We start from the raw sequence: 16,316 nt of genomic DNA on the forward strand, positions 1-16,316 counted from the left end.
CCAAGGCTGCCGGGTCTTGCGTGAATCCATCAACGGAATGCCTTCGACAAGAACCGACGTCGGGCCGGCGCCTGGCGCGCCTGGAGTCCGCCTGCCATGTCCGATCTCGATCTTTGCTATATGCCGGCAAGCGAGGCGCTGAAGCGCTTCCGGGCGAAGAAGCTCTCACCGGTCGAACTGATGGAAGCGGTCATCGCGCGCGCCGAGGCGACGAAGGACAAGGTCAACGCCTTCACCAACACCCATTTCGACGAGGCGATGGCGCTGGCGAAGAAGGCCGAGGCGAAATACGCCAAGGGCAGGAAGACAGGAGCGCTCGAGGGACTGCCCGTCGGCATCAAGGATGAAAGCTACATCAAGGGCAAGCCGACCACCGGCGGCTCGTTGATCACCAGGGATTTCGTTGCCGATGCCACCTCGACCATGAATGAACGCATCATCGAGGCGGGCGGCATCGTCCACGCACGCACCGCGACGCCGGAATTTTCCTGCGCGGCCTACACCTGGTCGAGGCTGTGGGGCGTCACCCGCAATCCATGGAACACAAAGTTCACGCCCGGCGGCTCTTCGGGCGGCTCGGGCGCCTCGCTCGCATCCGGCACCTCGTCGATCGCCACCGGTTCCGATATCGGCGGTTCGATCCGCATTCCGGCATCGGCCTGCGGTGTCGTCGGCTACAAGCCGCCCTATGGCCGCAACCCGGACGACCCTCCTTTCAACCTCGACTTCTACTGCCACACCGGGCCGCTGGCACGCACGGTGGAGGACGCGATCCTGCTGCAGAATGTCATGACAGGTCCCAGCCCGCTGGACATAGCTTCGCTTCGGCCGAAGCTGACGCTGCCGACCAGGTTCAAGCCGATCAAGGGCTGGAAGATCGCCTATTCGATGGATCTCGGCGGCTTCGAGGTCGATCCGGAAGTGGTGAAGAACACAAAGAAAGCGCTCGATGTGTTTCGTTCACTGGGCGCCAAGGTTGAAGAAGTCGATCTCGGCTGGGGACCCGAGGTGCTGGAGGCCGGGCTCGCCTATCTGAACCATTTGTTCGGTGCGTTCCTGTCGAAGCTGCTGCCCAACCATGCCGACGAGATGACGACCTACGCCCGTAAATTCGCCGAGGAGGGAGCAGGTTCCAAGGCGACCGATTTCGTCGGCAGCCTGGAAGTGGCCGGACGCATGTACATGACGCTTGGGCCGCTGCTCGAGAAATACAATGTGCTGATCTGCCCGACCACGGCGTTGCCGTCGGTGCCTGCCGACCATGACCAGTCGAAGGACGAGGTCAGGATCAACGGCAAGATTGTCGATCCCTCGCTCGGCTGGGTGATGACGACACCGTTCAACACGATGAGCCGCTGTCCGGTGCTGTCGGTTCCATCCGGCCACGCGAAGAGCGGCGTGCCGACCGGCATCCAGATCGTCGGCCGCACCTACAGCGACGAAGATGTGTTCCGCGCCGGCATGGCCTATGAAAAAGCAGTCGGTGGCTGGTACGGAGAAAAGGCGCGCCGGCCGAAACTATGACGGACGGCACGGCCGCACTGAAAGCAAAACCGTCGGGACGATCCCGGAGTATGCAATGACTTCCTACCGCAACAGCGAACCGGCGCCGCCGATCATGCAGGGCTCGCCCCCGCTGATGGTGCCGCCGAAGCTCGATTGGGACAGGGGACCCTGGAACCGATGGGCGTTCCAGCACATCCGCGAATTTCTGCCGACCGTCGAAGTCTGGCGCGGCAATGGCCATCGCCGCCGGTTCGAGCGCGCCGAAGTCGATCTCGATACCCTGCCGGTGAGCGACAGCACGGGTCAGCCGACGACGCTGGCCGGACTGCTCGACGAAACCTATACGGACGGATTGCTCGTGCTCAAGGACGGCAAGGTCGCCTATGAGCGCTATTTCAACGGCATGACCGACCGCACGCTGCATTTGTCGCAGTCGATGGCGAAATCGGTCACCGCTTCGGTGTTCGGCATATTGGTCGGGCGCGGCCTGATCGATCCGGCCTTGCCGGTGACGACCTATCTGCCGGAGCTCGACGCCACCGGGTGGGCGGGTGCCAGCGTGCAGCATGTGCTTGATATGACGACCGGCGTGCGCTTTTCCGAGGAATACACCGACCCCTATTCCGATATCGGCCAGGTCGATGTCGCCTCGGGCTGGAAACCGGTGCCGCCGGGCAGCGATCCGGCCTTCGAGTGGCCGTCGCATATGTTCGAGCTGATCCTGGGGCTCAAGGAGACAAGCCGGCCGCATGGTGCCGCGTTCGAATACCGTTCGATCGAGACCGACGTGCTCGCCTTCATCATGGAGCGGGTCACCGGCAAGCGGCTGGCGCAACTGGTTTCGGAAGAACTCTGGCAAAAGCTCGGAGCCGATGAAAGCGCCTGCTTCACCGTCGACAGCGCCGGCTACGCCGTCGCTGATGGCGGCTTCAACGCCACGCTGCGCGACTATGGCCGTTTCGGCCAGCTGATCCTCGATAATGGCGGCGGCGTGGTGCCGGCCGACTGGATCGAAGCGACGCGCAACGGCAGGCATGGACCGGATTTCAATCCCAGCCTGCCGGAGGGCAGCTACCGCAACCAGTTCTGGATCGAGGATCCGCGTTCGCGCGCGCTGATGTGCCGGGGCGTGTTCGGGCAGCTGATCCATATCGACTGGAACACGAGAATGGTCGTGGTGAAGCTTTCGAGCTACCCGGACTTCACCAACATCGCCTATTCGGAGGCGACGATGAAAGCTGTGCACGCCATCGCCGCTGCGCTGGCTTGAATTTCAAAAAGATCGGAAGGAAACGCTATGACCGGCAAGACCGTGTTCGAGACCAGATACGGCTTTGCCCGCAACCAGGTGCTGCTCGGCAACTGGCGCGAAAGCCCGTTCAGCCGGTGGTCGTTCCAGAATGTCGGAGAGTTGGTGCCGAGCGCGCGCGTGGCCGCAGCGCCAGCCGGCGGTGAGGCGCCAGCGCGGGCTCTTGATGGACTGCTCGGCGAGAGAGTCACTCTGGCTGGCGGCCCGGAGACCGTTGCGTCCTTTCTCACGCGTTCCGATACCGACGGGCTGACGATCATGAAGGGCGGCAAGCTCGTCGGCGACTGGTTCGCACCGCATATGGATTTCGGTGCGCGCCACATCATCTTCTCGATAAGCAAGTCGCTGACCGCCATTCTTGCCGGCATATTGGAAGGCGAGGGGGTTTTCGATCCGCAGGCTCCGATAACCCGCTATCTGCCGGAAGCCGCCGGTTCGGCCTATGGCGATGCCAGCGTGCGGCATGTGCTCGACATGGCCGTCAGCCTCGACTTCGAAGAAGCCTATCTCGATCCGGAAAGCGCCTTTGCCCGCTACCGCCGCGCGACGCTGTGGAATCCGGGCGGCGGCAGCGAAAGCCTGGCCGGCTTCATCTTGACCTTGCAACGTCTGGCCGAGCCGCATGGCCAGACCTTCCGCTACCGCTCGCCCAATTCCGACCTGCTCGGCATCCTGCTGGAGCGCGCGTCCGGCCAGCGCTTCGCCGAGTTGATGCACGAGAAATTGTGGCTGCCGCTCGGCGCGGCCAGCGAAGCCTCGGTGACCGTCGACATGGCAGGCACGGCGCGCGCGGCCGGCGGCATTTCGGTGACGCCGCGCGATCTGGCGCGTGTCGGCGAGATGATGCGGCAAGGCGGCATGACCAACGGCCGCCGCATCGTCCCGGAAGCCTGGGTGCGCGACACGACCGGCACAGGCGGAGACATCGAGGCCTGGCAGCGCGGCACGATGGCGTTCCTCTTTCCGCAAGGCCGCTACCGCAACAAATGGTACCAGACGGGCGCGGCAAGCGGCGCCTTCTGCGGCATCGGCATCCACGGCCAGTGGCTCTACGTCGATCCGAAGGCGGAGGTCGTCATCGCGAAGATGTCGTCGCAGCCGGAGCCGGTCGACGAGCCGCTCGATGTGGAGATCGTTGCCTTCTTCAAGGCGCTGAGTCTGATGGTCTGACCCGATCCAGGTAACCCCTGGCATCGCAGCTTTCCTGTGGAACTGTCAGGATGATCGAAAACGCGGCGGTTGGCGGGGCGACACTCTGCGCCTATGGTCGCCGCTCTCTTCGACAGGACAGCAGGAACGACATGGCATCCGACATCAAGCGCATCGCAGCAATCATAGCGACCGAGATCGCTGCCCGGCCCGAACAGGCTGCTGCGGCGATCGGGCTGCTGGACGAAGGTGCGACGGTGCCGTTCGTGGCGCGTTACCGCAAGGAGGTCACCGGTGGCCTGGACGACACGCAGCTTCGCCTGCTGGCCGAGCGGCTCGCCTATCTGCGCGAACTCGACGCGCGCCGCGACACCATCCTTGGTTCGATCCGCGAGCAAGGCAAGCTGACCGAAGAGCTAGAGACGAAGATCGCTGAGGCCGCCACCAAGGCGGAACTCGAAGACATCTATCTGCCCTATAAGCCGAAGCGCCGGACCAAGGCCGAGATCGCGCGCGAGCGTGGCTTGGGACCGCTGGCCGAGGCCATCCTCGCCGATCGAGCGGCAGTGCCTGGCGAATTGGCGCTGGCCTATGTCGGCGAAGAGGTTGCCGACGCCAAGGCGGCGCTTGAGGGCGCGCGCGACATCCTGTCCGAACAGTTCGCCGAGAATACCGACCTGGTCGGCAAGCTGCGGGCCTATATGAAGGAACGCGCCTTCATGCGCTCACGCGTCGTCGACGGCAAGCAGGAGGCCGGCGCGAAATTCTCCGACTATTTCGACCATGTAGAGCGCTGGGCCAATGTGCCGAGCCATCGCGCCCTGGCGATGCTGCGCGGCCGCAACGAGGAGGTGCTGTCGCTCGACATCGAGGTCGATGCCGACGATGCATCTCCGGTGAAGCCGGTCGAACGGATGATTGCCGACGCCTACGCCATCGGCCGCCAGTTGCCAGGCGACCGCTGGCTGATGGAGGTGGCGGGCTGGACCTGGCGGATAAAGCTGTCGCTGCACCTGACACTCGATCTGATGCGGGATCTGCGCGAACGTGCCGAGGAGGAGGCCATCCACGTCTTTGCACGCAATCTGAAGGATTTGCTGCTCGCGGCACCCGCCGGCTCGCGCGCCACGATGGGACTCGACCCAGGCATCCGCACCGGCGTCAAGGTGGCGGTGGTGGATGGCACCGGCAAGCTGCTGGCGACGACGACGGTCTATCCGTTTCCGCCAAGGAACGATGTGCGCGGCACGCAAGCCGAACTGGCGAAGCTCATCCGCCTGCACAAGGTCGAGCTGATTTCCATCGGCAACGGCACCGGCAGCCGCGAGACGGAACGGCTGGTGGCCGACATGCTGTCCGACATGCCTGCCGAGTCCGGGCCGAAGCCGCTCAAGGTTATCGTCAGCGAGGCGGGCGCTTCGGTCTATTCCGCCTCGGCGACGGCGGCGGCTGAATTTCCCGGCCTCGACGTGTCGCTGCGCGGCGCGGTGTCGATCGCGCGACGGTTGCAGGATCCGCTCGCCGAACTGGTCAAGATCGAGCCAAAGTCGATCGGCGTCGGCCAATATCAGCATGACGTCGATCAATACCGTCTCGGCCGTTCGCTGGAAGCGGTGGTCGAGGACGCGGTCAATGCCGTCGGCGTCGATCTCAACACCGCCTCGGCGCCGCTTCTGGCGCGGGTTTCGGGTCTCGGCGCATCGCTGGCTGAAGGGATCATCGCGCATCGCGATGCGACCGGCCCCTTCGCCAGCCGCCGCGACCTGTTGAAGGTGGCGCGGCTCGGACCGCGGGCTTTCGAGCAATGCGCCGGCTTCCTGCGCATTGCCAACGGCACCGAACCGCTCGATGCCTCGGCCGTGCATCCGGAAGCCTATGGCGTGGCAAAGAAGATCGTCGCCGCCTGTGGGCGCGACGTCCGCTCGCTGATGGGCGACAGTGCCGCGCTCAAGGCGCTCGATCCGCGTGTCTTCGTCGACGAGCGGTTCGGCCTGCCGACGGTGCGTGACATCCTGGCGGAGCTGGAGAAGCCCGGCCGCGATCCGCGTCCAGGCTTCAAGACCGCGACCTTCGCCGACGGCGTCGACGACATCAAGGATTTGAAGCCGGGAATGCTGCTGGAAGGCACCGTCACCAATGTCGCGGCGTTCGGCGCCTTCGTCGATATCGGCGTGCATCAGGACGGACTGGTGCACGTCTCGCAACTGGCCGATCGTTTCGTCAAGGACGCGCATGAGGTGGTGAAAGCCGGCGATGTGGTGAAGGTGCGTGTCGTCGAGGTCGACATCAAGCGCAAGCGCATCGGCCTGTCGATGCGCAAGGATGGTGACGGCGGTGCTTCGAAGCCGCGTGACAATGGCGGCAGATCAGTGCCGCGATCTCCTGCACCGCAACGCCAGCCGGAGCGGCCGGCGCAACAGGGCGCATTCGGCGCCGCGTTGGCGGATGCGTTGAAGCGGAAGTAGCTGTTCCGCGAAAGACATTAGACCGCGCCACGCCGGACCGGCGATTGTCGATCGCAAGCTTTCAGTTCAACGGGACGGATGGCGCGGTTCAAGCGCCGTCGGGTGGTTCTCCCCCCTCGAGAATGGCCTGGATGTCGCGGGCACCATGCAAGATGCGCTCGATACGCACGTCATCGCCTTCGGCAATGTAGAAAATCACATAGCGCTGAAATACAACGGAACGCAGGCCGGGCCATAGGGCAGGGCGGGGAGTACCGCCACGCGGTGCGTCTGCAATGCGGCCACATCGTACCCTGAGCGCGGTGATGAAGCGACCAGCCGCAGATGGATTTTCGGCGTGGATGTAGTCGCCAATCTCTTCAATGTCCTGCGCGGCGGCTGGCGCAAATGTGACCGCCATTATGTGCGGCTTTTGCCGCTATATTTTGCTTCCAGCCGCTCAAAGACTTGCCCGGCTGGGATGCCGGGACCACTTTCTATACCCCTGCGAATATCCTCGCGCAGCGCGGCAAGCTTTGCCTTGCGCTGCTCTTCGCGCTCTTCCAATAGGCGTAGACTATCGCGCACAACTTCGCTGGCGCTGGCATAGCGGCCGCTTTCAACCAACTCGCGCACCAATGCTTCATAACGGGAGCCGATACTGTAACTGGCAGGCATGGCTTGGCATTCCTTACACTTTGTCCAATATTATCAATTTATGATAAATCGGCCAAGGAAAAACTGTCGATCGCCGGGAGAGTTATCCTGCAGCCCTGCCTCCCGGCGAGAGTGCTTGGCCAAAGCGTTGAAGCGGAAGCCGTCACCTTTCCGCTGGTACATGGCCGAGCAGCCAGTCGCGAAAGCTGGCAACCGGCGGATGACCGCGCTTGTCGTGCGGCACGACAAGATAATAGGCGCTGCGGCTTTGCATTGGTCGGCCCGGCGCCGGCACGAGCTGGCCGCGCTGCAATTCGCCTGATATGAGGATCTGCGGCAGCAGCGCCACGCCGAGCCCGGCCATGCAGGCCTGGGCGGCGGTGCCGAATTGCTCGAATTGCATGCCCGGCCCGGTCGGCGCACTCAAACCCTGATGCTCGAACCACTCCGTCCATGCGCCGGGCCGCGTAGCCATATGCAGCAGTGGCAGGCGACCGAGATCGGCAGGCGTGGCAATGGCGCGGCCGGCCAGAAATTCGGGCGAGACGACAGGCGCCACCTCTTCGTGGACCAGCAGCGTCGAGTCGGCGTCCGGCCAGTCGGGCAGGCCGAAATGGATGGCGGCATCGAGCCTTTCGCGAGCGAAGTCGAAGCGGCCGATGCGGGTGACGAAATTGATGGTGATGTCGGGGTTGTTTTCGACGAAATCCGGGATGAGCGGCATCAGCCAGCGTGTGCCGAAGGTCGGCAGGATCGCGAGGTTCAAGATGCCAGTATGCCGATTGCTCATCAATCCAAGGGCTGCGTCACGCAATTGACCCAGGGCGGCGCGCACCGCTTCGGCATAGATCTCACCTGCCACCGACAGCCTGACATTGCGGCTGTCGCGGTCGAACAGCCGGCGGCCGAACTGGTCCTCCAGGAGCTTGATCTGCCGGCTGACAGCGCCTTGAGTCAAATCGAGTTCCTGCGCGGCGGCGGTAAAGCTGCCCAGCCGGGCGACCGCCTCGAAGGCGGCAAGGGCGCTGATACCGGGCAAAAGGCGACGCTGGACGTTCATAATCCATTACTAACGCTCATTGATAGGTGAAGCAATTTCGTTTGATTTTTTCGAGCCGGAAGCCGATAAGCCCGGCATCCCTGCATTTGGAGACCGAGCCATGGCCGCCGACAAGAACGCATTCGTCTGGGAAGATCCCTTCCTGATCGAGGACCAGCTTTCGGAAGACGAGCGGATGGTGCGCGATGGCGCGGCGGCCTTCGCCGCCGACAAGCTCGCTCCCAGGATCGAGGAAGCCTATCTCGAGGAAAAGACCGATGCCGGGATCTTTCGCGAGATGGGCGAGGCCGGGCTGCTCGGCATCACTATCCCCGAGGAATATGGCGGGCTCGGCGCCAACTATGTCACCTATGGGCTGGTGGCGCGGGAAGTCGAGCGCATCGACTCGGGCTATCGCTCGATGATGAGCGTGCAGTCGTCGCTGGTGATGTATCCGATCCATGCCTATGGCTCGGAGGCGCAGCGCAAGAAATACCTGCCGAAGCTCGCCAGCGGCGAGTGGATCGGCTGCTTCGGCCTGACCGAGCCGGATGCCGGTTCCGACCCGGGCGGCATGAAGACGCGAGCCGAGAAGACCGCGAACGGATACAAGCTCTCCGGCTCGAAGATGTGGATTTCCAACGCGCCGATCGCCGACGTCTTTGTCGTCTGGGCGAAATCGGCGGCGCATGACAACCAGATTCGCGGCTTCGTGCTGGAAAAAGGCATGAACGGGCTGTCGGCGCCAAAGATCGGCGGCAAGCTGTCGCTGCGTGCTTCGATCACCGGCGAAGTGGTGATGGAAGGCGTCGAGGTCGGTGAAGACGCGCTGCTGCCCAACGTCTCCGGTCTCAAAGGGCCGTTCGGCTGCCTAAACCGGGCGCGCTACGGTATCTCCTGGGGCGCGATGGGCGCGGCGGAGGATTGCTGGCACCGGGCCCGCCAATATGGCCTCGACCGCAAGCAGTTCGGCAAACCGCTGGCCGGCACGCAGCTTTTCCAGAAGAAGCTCGCCGACATGCAGACCGAAATCGCGCTCGGACTGCAGGGCTCACTGCGGGTCGGGCGGCTGATGGATGAAGGCAAGATGGCGCCGGAGATGATCTCGATCGTCAAGCGCAACAATTGCGGCAAGGCGCTCGACATTGCCCGCCAGGCTCGCGACATGCATGGCGGCAACGGCATCCAGATCGGCTACCACGTCATGCGCCACGCGCAGAACCTTGAAACCGTCAACACCTATGAGGGCACGCATGACGTGCATGCGCTGATCCTCGGACGGGCGCAGACGGGGATACAGGCGTTTTTCTAAGCCGGCAACCGTCGCTTAAATTAGGTGCACCGCAACATCTCTGCTTGGAGAATGCCCGCCGGATGTGTCAGGGTTCGGCGACATCGTTTGAAACGCCGACTTCCGGGGCACCATGGCAATTCTGGCAGCCGTCTACCACCTGACCCATTACAAATATGACCGGCCGGTCGTTCTCGGCCCTCAGGTCATTAGGCTGCAGCCGGCGCCGCATTCCCGCACCAAGGTGCTCAGCCATTCGCTGAAGGTTGAGCCGGCGAACCACTTCGTCAACCTGCAGCAGGACCCCTATGGCAACTTCCTCGCGCGCTTCGTTTTTCCGGAACCGGTGACGGAACTGAAGATCGAGGTCGACCTCGTTGCCGACATGACGGTCTTTAATCCGTTCGATTTCTTCGTCGAGCCGTCGGCCGAAACTTTTCCGTTCGAATACCCGGAAGAGATCAGCGACGATCTCGCCATCTACCGGACGCCGGAGCCGGCCGGGCCGCTGCTGTCGGCGTTCCTGGAAACCATCGATCGCAGTCCCAAAAACACCGTCAACTTCCTCGTCGACCTCAATGCGCGGCTGCAGCGCGAGATCGCCTATATCGTGCGCATGGAAACCGGCGTCTTCTCACCCGAGGAAACGCTGGCCGCCGGCAAGGGATCGTGTCGGGATTCGAGCTGGCTGCTGGTGCAGATCCTGAGGAACCTCGGCATCGCCGCGCGTTTCGTCTCCGGCTACCTGATCCAGTTGAAACCCGATCTTGTCGCGCTTGACGGACCGCCAGGCACCGCCGTCGACTTCACCGATCTCCATGCCTGGTGCGAAGTCTATCTGCCGGGCGCCGGCTGGATAGGCTTCGACCCGACCTCCGGCCTGCTCACCGGCGAAAGCCATGTGCCGCTGGCCGCCACGCCGCATTTCCGCAACGCCGCGCCCATTTCCGGCATGGCGAGCTTCGCCAATGTTGAGTTTGGCTTCGACATGCGGGTCGACCGCATCGCCGAGCACCCGCGCATCACCAAGCCGTTCTCCGACGAAAGCTGGCAAGCGCTCGATGCGCTCGGCAATCAGGTCGATGCCGCGCTCGAGGCAGGGGACGTCCGGCTCACCATGGGCGGCGAGCCGACCTTCGTGTCGATCGACGATTTCGAGGCGGAGGAGTGGAACACCGCCGCCGTCGGCCCGACAAAACGCGAAAAGGCCGATGCTTTGATCCGCCGGCTGCGTGAGCGTTTCGCGCCCGGCGGTTTCCTGCACTACGGGCAGGGCAAGTGGTATCCGGGCGAAAGCCTGCCGCGCTGGACCTTCTCGCTCTACTGGCGCACCGACGGTGAGCCGGTGTGGAGCGACCCATCGCTGATCGCACGGGAAAACAGCGAAGCAGATATTGGGCCGAAGCAGGCTGAAAGCCTGCTGACGACGATTGCCGATGAACTCGGCATCGACAAGGCGATGGTCAGCGAAGCCTATGAGGACCCAGCCGAGTGGCTGCTCAAGGAAGGCAAGCTGCCGGAGAATGTCGATCCGTCCAATTCGAAGCTGGAGGACCCCGAAGAGCGCAGCCGCATGGCGCGGGTGTTCGAGCGCGGCCTGACCAAGCCGTCGGGCTATGTCCTGCCTGTGCAGCGCTGGAACAGTCAGGCGTCGGGTCCGCGCTGGCGTTCGGAGAAGTGGAAGACGCGGCGCGGCAGGCTGTTCTTGGTGCCGGGCGATTCACCGGTCGGCTACCGCCTGCCGCTCGGCACGCTTCCCTATGTGCCGCCGGCGCAGTTCCCCTACATCGTGCCGGTTGATCCTTCGCTGCCGCGCGGACCACTGCCGGCGCGCGAGGCCATTGTGCCTGAGGCCGCTCCTTTGCCGGAGGCTGCCCCGGCCGAACTGGAAGGCGCCGACGAAATGGTGCGACGCCAGCAGGCGATGTCCTTCACCGCCACGACCGGTCAGCAGGACCGTGTCGAACAGGAGATCACCGAGATCGGCGGAGCGGTGCGTACCGCGCTGTCGGTCGAGCCGCGCGACGGACGGCTTTGTGTGTTCATGCCGCCGGTCGAGGCGCTGGAAGATTATCTCGAACTGGTCGCGGCGGCCGAGAACGCGGCAAAGGCCATCGGCCTGCCGGTGCACATCGAGGGCTACGGCCCGCCGCACGATCCGCGCCTCAATGTGATCCGTGTGGCTCCGGATCCTGGTGTCATCGAGGTGAACATCCATCCGGCTGCGAACTGGCAGGACTGCGTGGCGACGACCACAGCGATCTACGAAGAGGCGCGGCAGACGCGGCTTGGCGCCGACAAGTTCATGATCGACGGCCGCCATACCGGCACCGGCGGCGGCAACCATGTCGTCGTCGGCGGCGCAACACCCAATGACAGTCCGTTCCTGCGCCGCCCCGACCTCTTGAAGAGCCTGGTGCTGCAATGGCAGCGGCACCCGTCGCTGTCCTATCTGTTCTCGGGCCTGTTCATCGGCCCGACCAGCCAGGCACCGCGCTTCGACGAGGCGCGCCACGATTCGCTCTATGAGCTCGAGATCGCGATGGCGCAGGTGCCGCACCCGGACAAGGGCAATGCGCCATTGCCGTGGCTGGTCGACCGGCTGTTCCGCAATCTGTTGACCGATGTCACCGGCAACACGCATCGCTCGGAAATCTGCATCGACAAGCTGTTTTCGCCGGACGGCCCGACCGGACGGCTGGGGCTGGTCGAGTTCCGCGGATTCGAGATGCCGCCTAATGCGCGCATGAGCCTGGCGCAGCAATTGCTGGTGCGCGCCATCATCGCCCGCGCCTGGAAAAACCCGCTCGATGGCCGCTTCGTGCGCTGGGGCACGTCGCTGCATGACCGTTTCATGCTGCCGCACTACGTCTGGGCGGACTTTCTCGACGTGCTGGACGACCTCAAGCTGAACGGCTTCGAATTCCGTCCCGAATGGTTCGACGCGCAGCTCGAATTCCGCTTTCCGTTCTGCGGCGAGGTCCAGCATGCCGGCATCAAGCTGGAGCTGCGGCAAGCGCTGGAGCCGTGGCATGTCATGGGCGAGCAGGGCGCGATCGGCGGCACCGTGCGCTTCGTCGATTCCTCGGTCGAACGGCTGCAGGTGAAGACCGAAGGGCTCAATCCGGAGCGTCATGCCGTCGTCTGCAACGGCCGCATCGTGCCGATGAAGGTGACCGACACCAGAGAGATCGCGGTGGCGGGCGTCCGTTTCAAAGCCTGGCAGCCGGCCTCGGGCCTGCATCCCGCGCTGCCGGTCAACACACCTCTGGTCTTCGACATCTATGACCGCTGGTCGGGCCGGGCGGTCGGCGGCTGCGTCTATCATGTCGCGCATCCCGGCGGGCGCAACTACGACACCTTCCCGGTCAATGGCAACGAAGCGGAGGCGCGGCGGCTTGCCCGTTTCGAACCGCGCGGGCATACGCCGTCCGGTTACGTGTTGCGCAACGAAGAAGCTTCTGAAGATTTCCCGATGACCCTTGACCTGCGGCGGCCTGCAAGACTCTGATCAGCCATGGCAAAGGGGAATCACGAGAAAATACGCGGCAGGCCGCATAACCTGCTGGAGCACTACCAGCCGATCGACGGCGTCGTCGACGAGATGGTCGATGCATCGGGCAATCCCCGCCCGGTCTGGACGAACTTCATCGAGGCACTGGAGAATCTGGGGCCAGAAAAGCTCGCCCAGCGTTTCGCCCGCGCCGACCAGTATCTGCGCGACGCCGGGGTCTACTACCGGGTCTACGACAAGGCCGGCGCCAATGAACGCGAATGGCCGCTGGCGCATGTTCCCTTGTTGATCGAGGAGCAGGAATGGGCCGACATCAGCGCCGGCCTCGTCCAGCGGGCCGAGCTGTTCGAGGAAACGATCGCCGATATCTACGGACCGAACCGGCTCATCGAGAAAGGTATCCTGCCGGCGGGGCTGATCGCGGCCAGCCCGGAATATTTGCGGCCCGTCGTCGGCATCAGACCGGCCAGCGGCCATTTCCTGCATTTCTGCGCCTTCGAGCTCGGCCGTGGACCGGACGGCCGCTGGTGGGTGCTGGGCGACCGCACGCAGGCGCCGTCGGGTGCCGGCTTTGCGCTGGAAAACCGCGTCGCCACCACGCGTGCGCTGTCCGACATCTATGGCGAGATGCATGTGCACCGCCTTGCCGGCTTCTTCCGTCGCTTTCGCGACGCGCTGAACGGCATGGCCAAGGAGACCGGCGGCCGTGTCGCCATCCTGACGCCGGGGCCGCTCAACGAAACCTATTACGAACATGCCTACATCGCCCGCTATCTCGGCATCATGCTGCTCGAAGGCGAGGATCTGACCGTCTCCGGCGGCCGGCTTATGGTGCGCACGGTTTCGGGGCTGATGCCGGTCAGCGTGCTGTGGCGACGGCTCGACGCCGCCTTCGCCGATCCGCTCGAATTACGGCCGGATTCGCAGATCGGCACGCCGGGGCTGGTCGAGGCGATCCGCCGGGGAGCCGTTTCGGCCGTCAACGCACTCGGCTCCGGGCTGATGGAAACGCGGGCGCTGTTCGCCTTCCTGCCGAAGATTTCGCGAGAATTGCGCAATGAGGAGCTTCTCTTGCCGAGCATCGCGACATGGTGGTGCGGGCGGGAGACGGAGCGCGCCCATGTGCTCGCCAATATCGACCGCATGGTGATCGGTCCGGCGCTGTCGACACGGCTTGCCTTCGAGGATGACGAGTCCACCAGGCTGGGCTCGGCGCTGACGGCCGGGGAACGGGCCGAATTGATAGCGCGGATCGAACGGGACGGCGGCGACTTTGTCGGTCAGGAAGCGGTGACGCTTTCGACCACGCCGGTCTATGTCGGCGGCTGGCTGGAGCCGCGGCCGGCAGCCCTGCGCGTCTATCTGGCGCGAACGCCGGAAGGCTGGACGGTGATGCCAGGTGGTTTTGCCCGTGTCGGCTTCTCGCTCGACCCGACCGCCATCGCCATGCAGCGTGGCGGCCAGGCGGCGGATGTGTGGGTGGTCAGCGACAGACCGGTGGAGCGCGAGACGCTGCTGCCGCAGGAGCACGACAGCTTCACCCGCACCTTGCCGGGCAGCCTGCCCAGCCGCGCGGCGGAGAACCTGACATGGCTCGGCCGCTATATCGAGCGATCGGAAGACACGGTGCGCATCCTGCGCGCCTATCACGTGCGGCTGGCCGAGGCCTCCGATCCGGACATGCCGCTGCTTGCCGATATCAGAGACTATCTCGAACCGTTCGGCATCGACGTCGCGACGGCGATCCCACCGGGGCTGATCGGCACGCTGGACAGCGCCGTCTACAGCGCCGGACAGATCCGCGACCGCTTCTCGCCCGATGGCTGGCTGGCGCTGAAGGATCTGTCGAAGACCATTCATCAATTCGCGACGACGGTGGCGCCGGGCGATGACGCGACGCGGGCAATGACGGTCATCCTGCGCAAGCTCGCCGGGTTTTCCGGCCTGCTGCATGAGAATATGTACCGCTTCACCGGCTGGCGCTTCCTGGAGATCGGCCGGCGGCTGGAACGCGGCATCCAGATCGCCCGCACGCTCGCCCGGCTGACCAGGGCTGCGGCGCCGGACGGCGCGCTGGACATGATGCTGGAGATCGGCGACAGCGTCATGACCCATCGGCGGCAGTATCCGGTGCAGGCCGGCCGGCGCACGGTGATAGACCTCCTGGTGCTCGATCCGCTCAACCCGCGCTCCATCCTGTTCCAGCTCGAGCGGCTGAAGGCCGAAATCGCGCTGTTGCCTTCTGTCGGCGGCGAAGGGCATATGTCGCCGGCGGCGAAGGAGATCCTGCAGCTCAACACGGCGATCGCCATCATGGAGCCCTCGGATATGACGGCGAATGCCCTGGACGATCTCGCCGATGAGATCGGCGGCCTCTACAACAGCCTCGCCAAGGCCTATTTCGGCTAAGGGCGGGTTCGGGTAAAGGCGGACATGCTCTACGACATCAGGCTCAATCTGCGCTACGATTATGATGCTGCCGCCGGTGGCGGTCGTCATCAGGTGCATGTGCTGCCGCCGACGATACCAGGTGTGCAGCGCGTGATCGCCGCTTCGCTGTCCTTCGCGCCGGCGCCGAGCGAACGCTCGGACTTTTTCGACTTCTTTGGCAACAGCGTGACGTCGATCGCCTTTCGCGACGTCCACGATGCGCTCGACATCAGGATGAGCGCGCGCGTTGCGGTCTCGCGGCCGGAACCGGCGCTTGACGTATCGCCCGACATCCGCCGGCTGCGGGAGGAACTCGACGCGGTGCGGTCGCTGTCGCCCGATGCACCGCATCACTTTCTGGCAGCCAGCGACCATGCAGGCCTCGATGCGGCGATCACGGCTTACGCGCAGGCCAGCGCCGGCAGTTCCGTCGCCGGCATCGCCATGGACCTGTGCAACCGTATTCATCGCGATTTCACCTATGACGGCAAGGCGACCACCGTTCGGACCCGAGCCAGCGACGCTTTCAGCCTGAAGCGGGGTGTCTGCCAGGATTTTTCACACATCATGATCGCCGGGCTGCGCGGCCTGGGTGTCCCCGCCGGCTATGTCAGCGGGTTCCTGCGCACCATTCCGCCGCGCGGAAAACCGCGCCTGGAAGGGGCCGACGCCATGCATGCCTGGGTGAAGGTGTGGTGCGGGCGCGACACCGGATGGCAGGAATTCGATCCGACCAACGGCATGCGGGCAAGCAACGACCACATCACCGTCGGCCATGGCCGCGACTATTCGGATGTAGCGCCGATCGTCGGCGTCCTGAAGACGACCGGAGGGCAGGTCGGCGAGCAAGCGGTCGACGTCATTCCGGTCGTGCTCGAGAAGGCGTGACGGCAAGCGAGGCCGCAATCGCATGCGCCGAAGACTGGTTCCCAAACGCATGTGGTGAGCCTGACATCTTTGTGAAGCCATGGCGGAAC

11 protein-coding genes are annotated in these 16,316 nt (G+C 64.4%); 8 read left to right on the forward strand and 3 right to left on the reverse strand.

Features of this window, described 5'->3' with window-relative positions:
• Positions 1-96 precede the first annotated feature (96 nt).
• From E5X88_RS24630 to E5X88_RS24645, 4 genes are all read left to right on the forward strand, one after another.
• Positions 97-1,524, forward strand: a complete 1,428-nt coding sequence (locus E5X88_RS24630; RefSeq protein ID WP_292165898.1) for an amidase — start codon at positions 97-99, stop codon at positions 1,522-1,524.
• Between the two features lie 55 nt (positions 1,525-1,579).
• The gene (locus E5X88_RS24635) at positions 1,580-2,776 is read left to right on the forward strand and encodes a serine hydrolase (RefSeq protein WP_292165900.1); all 1,197 of its coding nucleotides are present in this window, start codon (positions 1,580-1,582) and stop codon (positions 2,774-2,776) included.
• Positions 2,777-2,803: 27 nt separating this feature from the next.
• Entirely contained in the window at positions 2,804-3,985 is a 1,182-nt protein-coding gene (locus E5X88_RS24640; protein WP_292165901.1) for a serine hydrolase, read from the forward strand.
• 131 nt (positions 3,986-4,116) lie between these two features.
• Positions 4,117-6,429 (forward strand): Tex family protein, encoded by a 2,313-nt coding sequence (locus E5X88_RS24645; RefSeq protein WP_292165985.1) that lies wholly within the window; start codon positions 4,117-4,119, stop codon positions 6,427-6,429.
• Between the two features lie 88 nt (positions 6,430-6,517).
• On the opposite strand, the gene E5X88_RS24650 is transcribed toward E5X88_RS24645, so the two are convergent.
• The 3 genes from E5X88_RS24650 to E5X88_RS24660 form a co-directional block, all read right to left on the reverse strand.
• Positions 6,518-6,829: a type II toxin-antitoxin system RelE/ParE family toxin gene (locus E5X88_RS24650; RefSeq protein WP_292165902.1), complete on the reverse strand. Its 312-nt coding sequence runs from the start codon at positions 6,827-6,829 to the stop codon at positions 6,518-6,520.
• On the reverse strand, positions 6,829-7,086 hold the full coding sequence (locus tag E5X88_RS24655; protein WP_292165904.1) for a type II toxin-antitoxin system ParD family antitoxin: 258 nt from the start codon (positions 7,084-7,086) through the stop codon (positions 6,829-6,831). Before E5X88_RS24655 ends, E5X88_RS24650 begins: the two co-directional genes overlap by 1 nt.
• Before the next feature lie 142 nt (positions 7,087-7,228).
• Positions 7,229-8,125, reverse strand: coding sequence for a LysR family transcriptional regulator (locus E5X88_RS24660; RefSeq protein WP_292165906.1), 897 nt, complete (start codon positions 8,123-8,125; stop codon positions 7,229-7,231).
• Positions 8,126-8,225: 100 nt separating this feature from the next.
• On the opposite strand from E5X88_RS24660, the gene E5X88_RS24665 reads away from it, so the two are divergent.
• The 4 genes from E5X88_RS24665 to E5X88_RS24680 all read left to right on the forward strand — a co-directional run bounded on the left by E5X88_RS24665 (position 8,226) and on the right by E5X88_RS24680 (position 16,227).
• Complete coding sequence (locus E5X88_RS24665; protein WP_292165908.1) at positions 8,226-9,416, forward strand: acyl-CoA dehydrogenase; 1,191 nt, start codon at positions 8,226-8,228, stop codon at positions 9,414-9,416.
• Positions 9,417-9,528: 112 nt separating this feature from the next.
• Positions 9,529-12,906, forward strand: a complete 3,378-nt coding sequence (locus E5X88_RS24670; protein ID WP_292165911.1) for a DUF2126 domain-containing protein — start codon at positions 9,529-9,531, stop codon at positions 12,904-12,906.
• A 6-nt stretch (positions 12,907-12,912) separates the two neighbouring features.
• Positions 12,913-15,318, forward strand: a complete 2,406-nt coding sequence (locus E5X88_RS24675) for a circularly permuted type 2 ATP-grasp protein (protein ID WP_292165912.1) — start codon at positions 12,913-12,915, stop codon at positions 15,316-15,318.
• Between the two features lie 24 nt (positions 15,319-15,342).
• Positions 15,343-16,227, forward strand: coding sequence for a transglutaminase family protein (locus E5X88_RS24680; protein WP_292165914.1), 885 nt, complete (start codon positions 15,343-15,345; stop codon positions 16,225-16,227).
• Positions 16,228-16,316 lie beyond the last annotated feature (89 nt).

Origin of the sequence: Mesorhizobium sp. (assembly GCF_004962245.1) — a bacterium.
Taxonomy (GTDB): domain Bacteria; phylum Pseudomonadota; class Alphaproteobacteria; order Rhizobiales; family Rhizobiaceae; genus Mesorhizobium.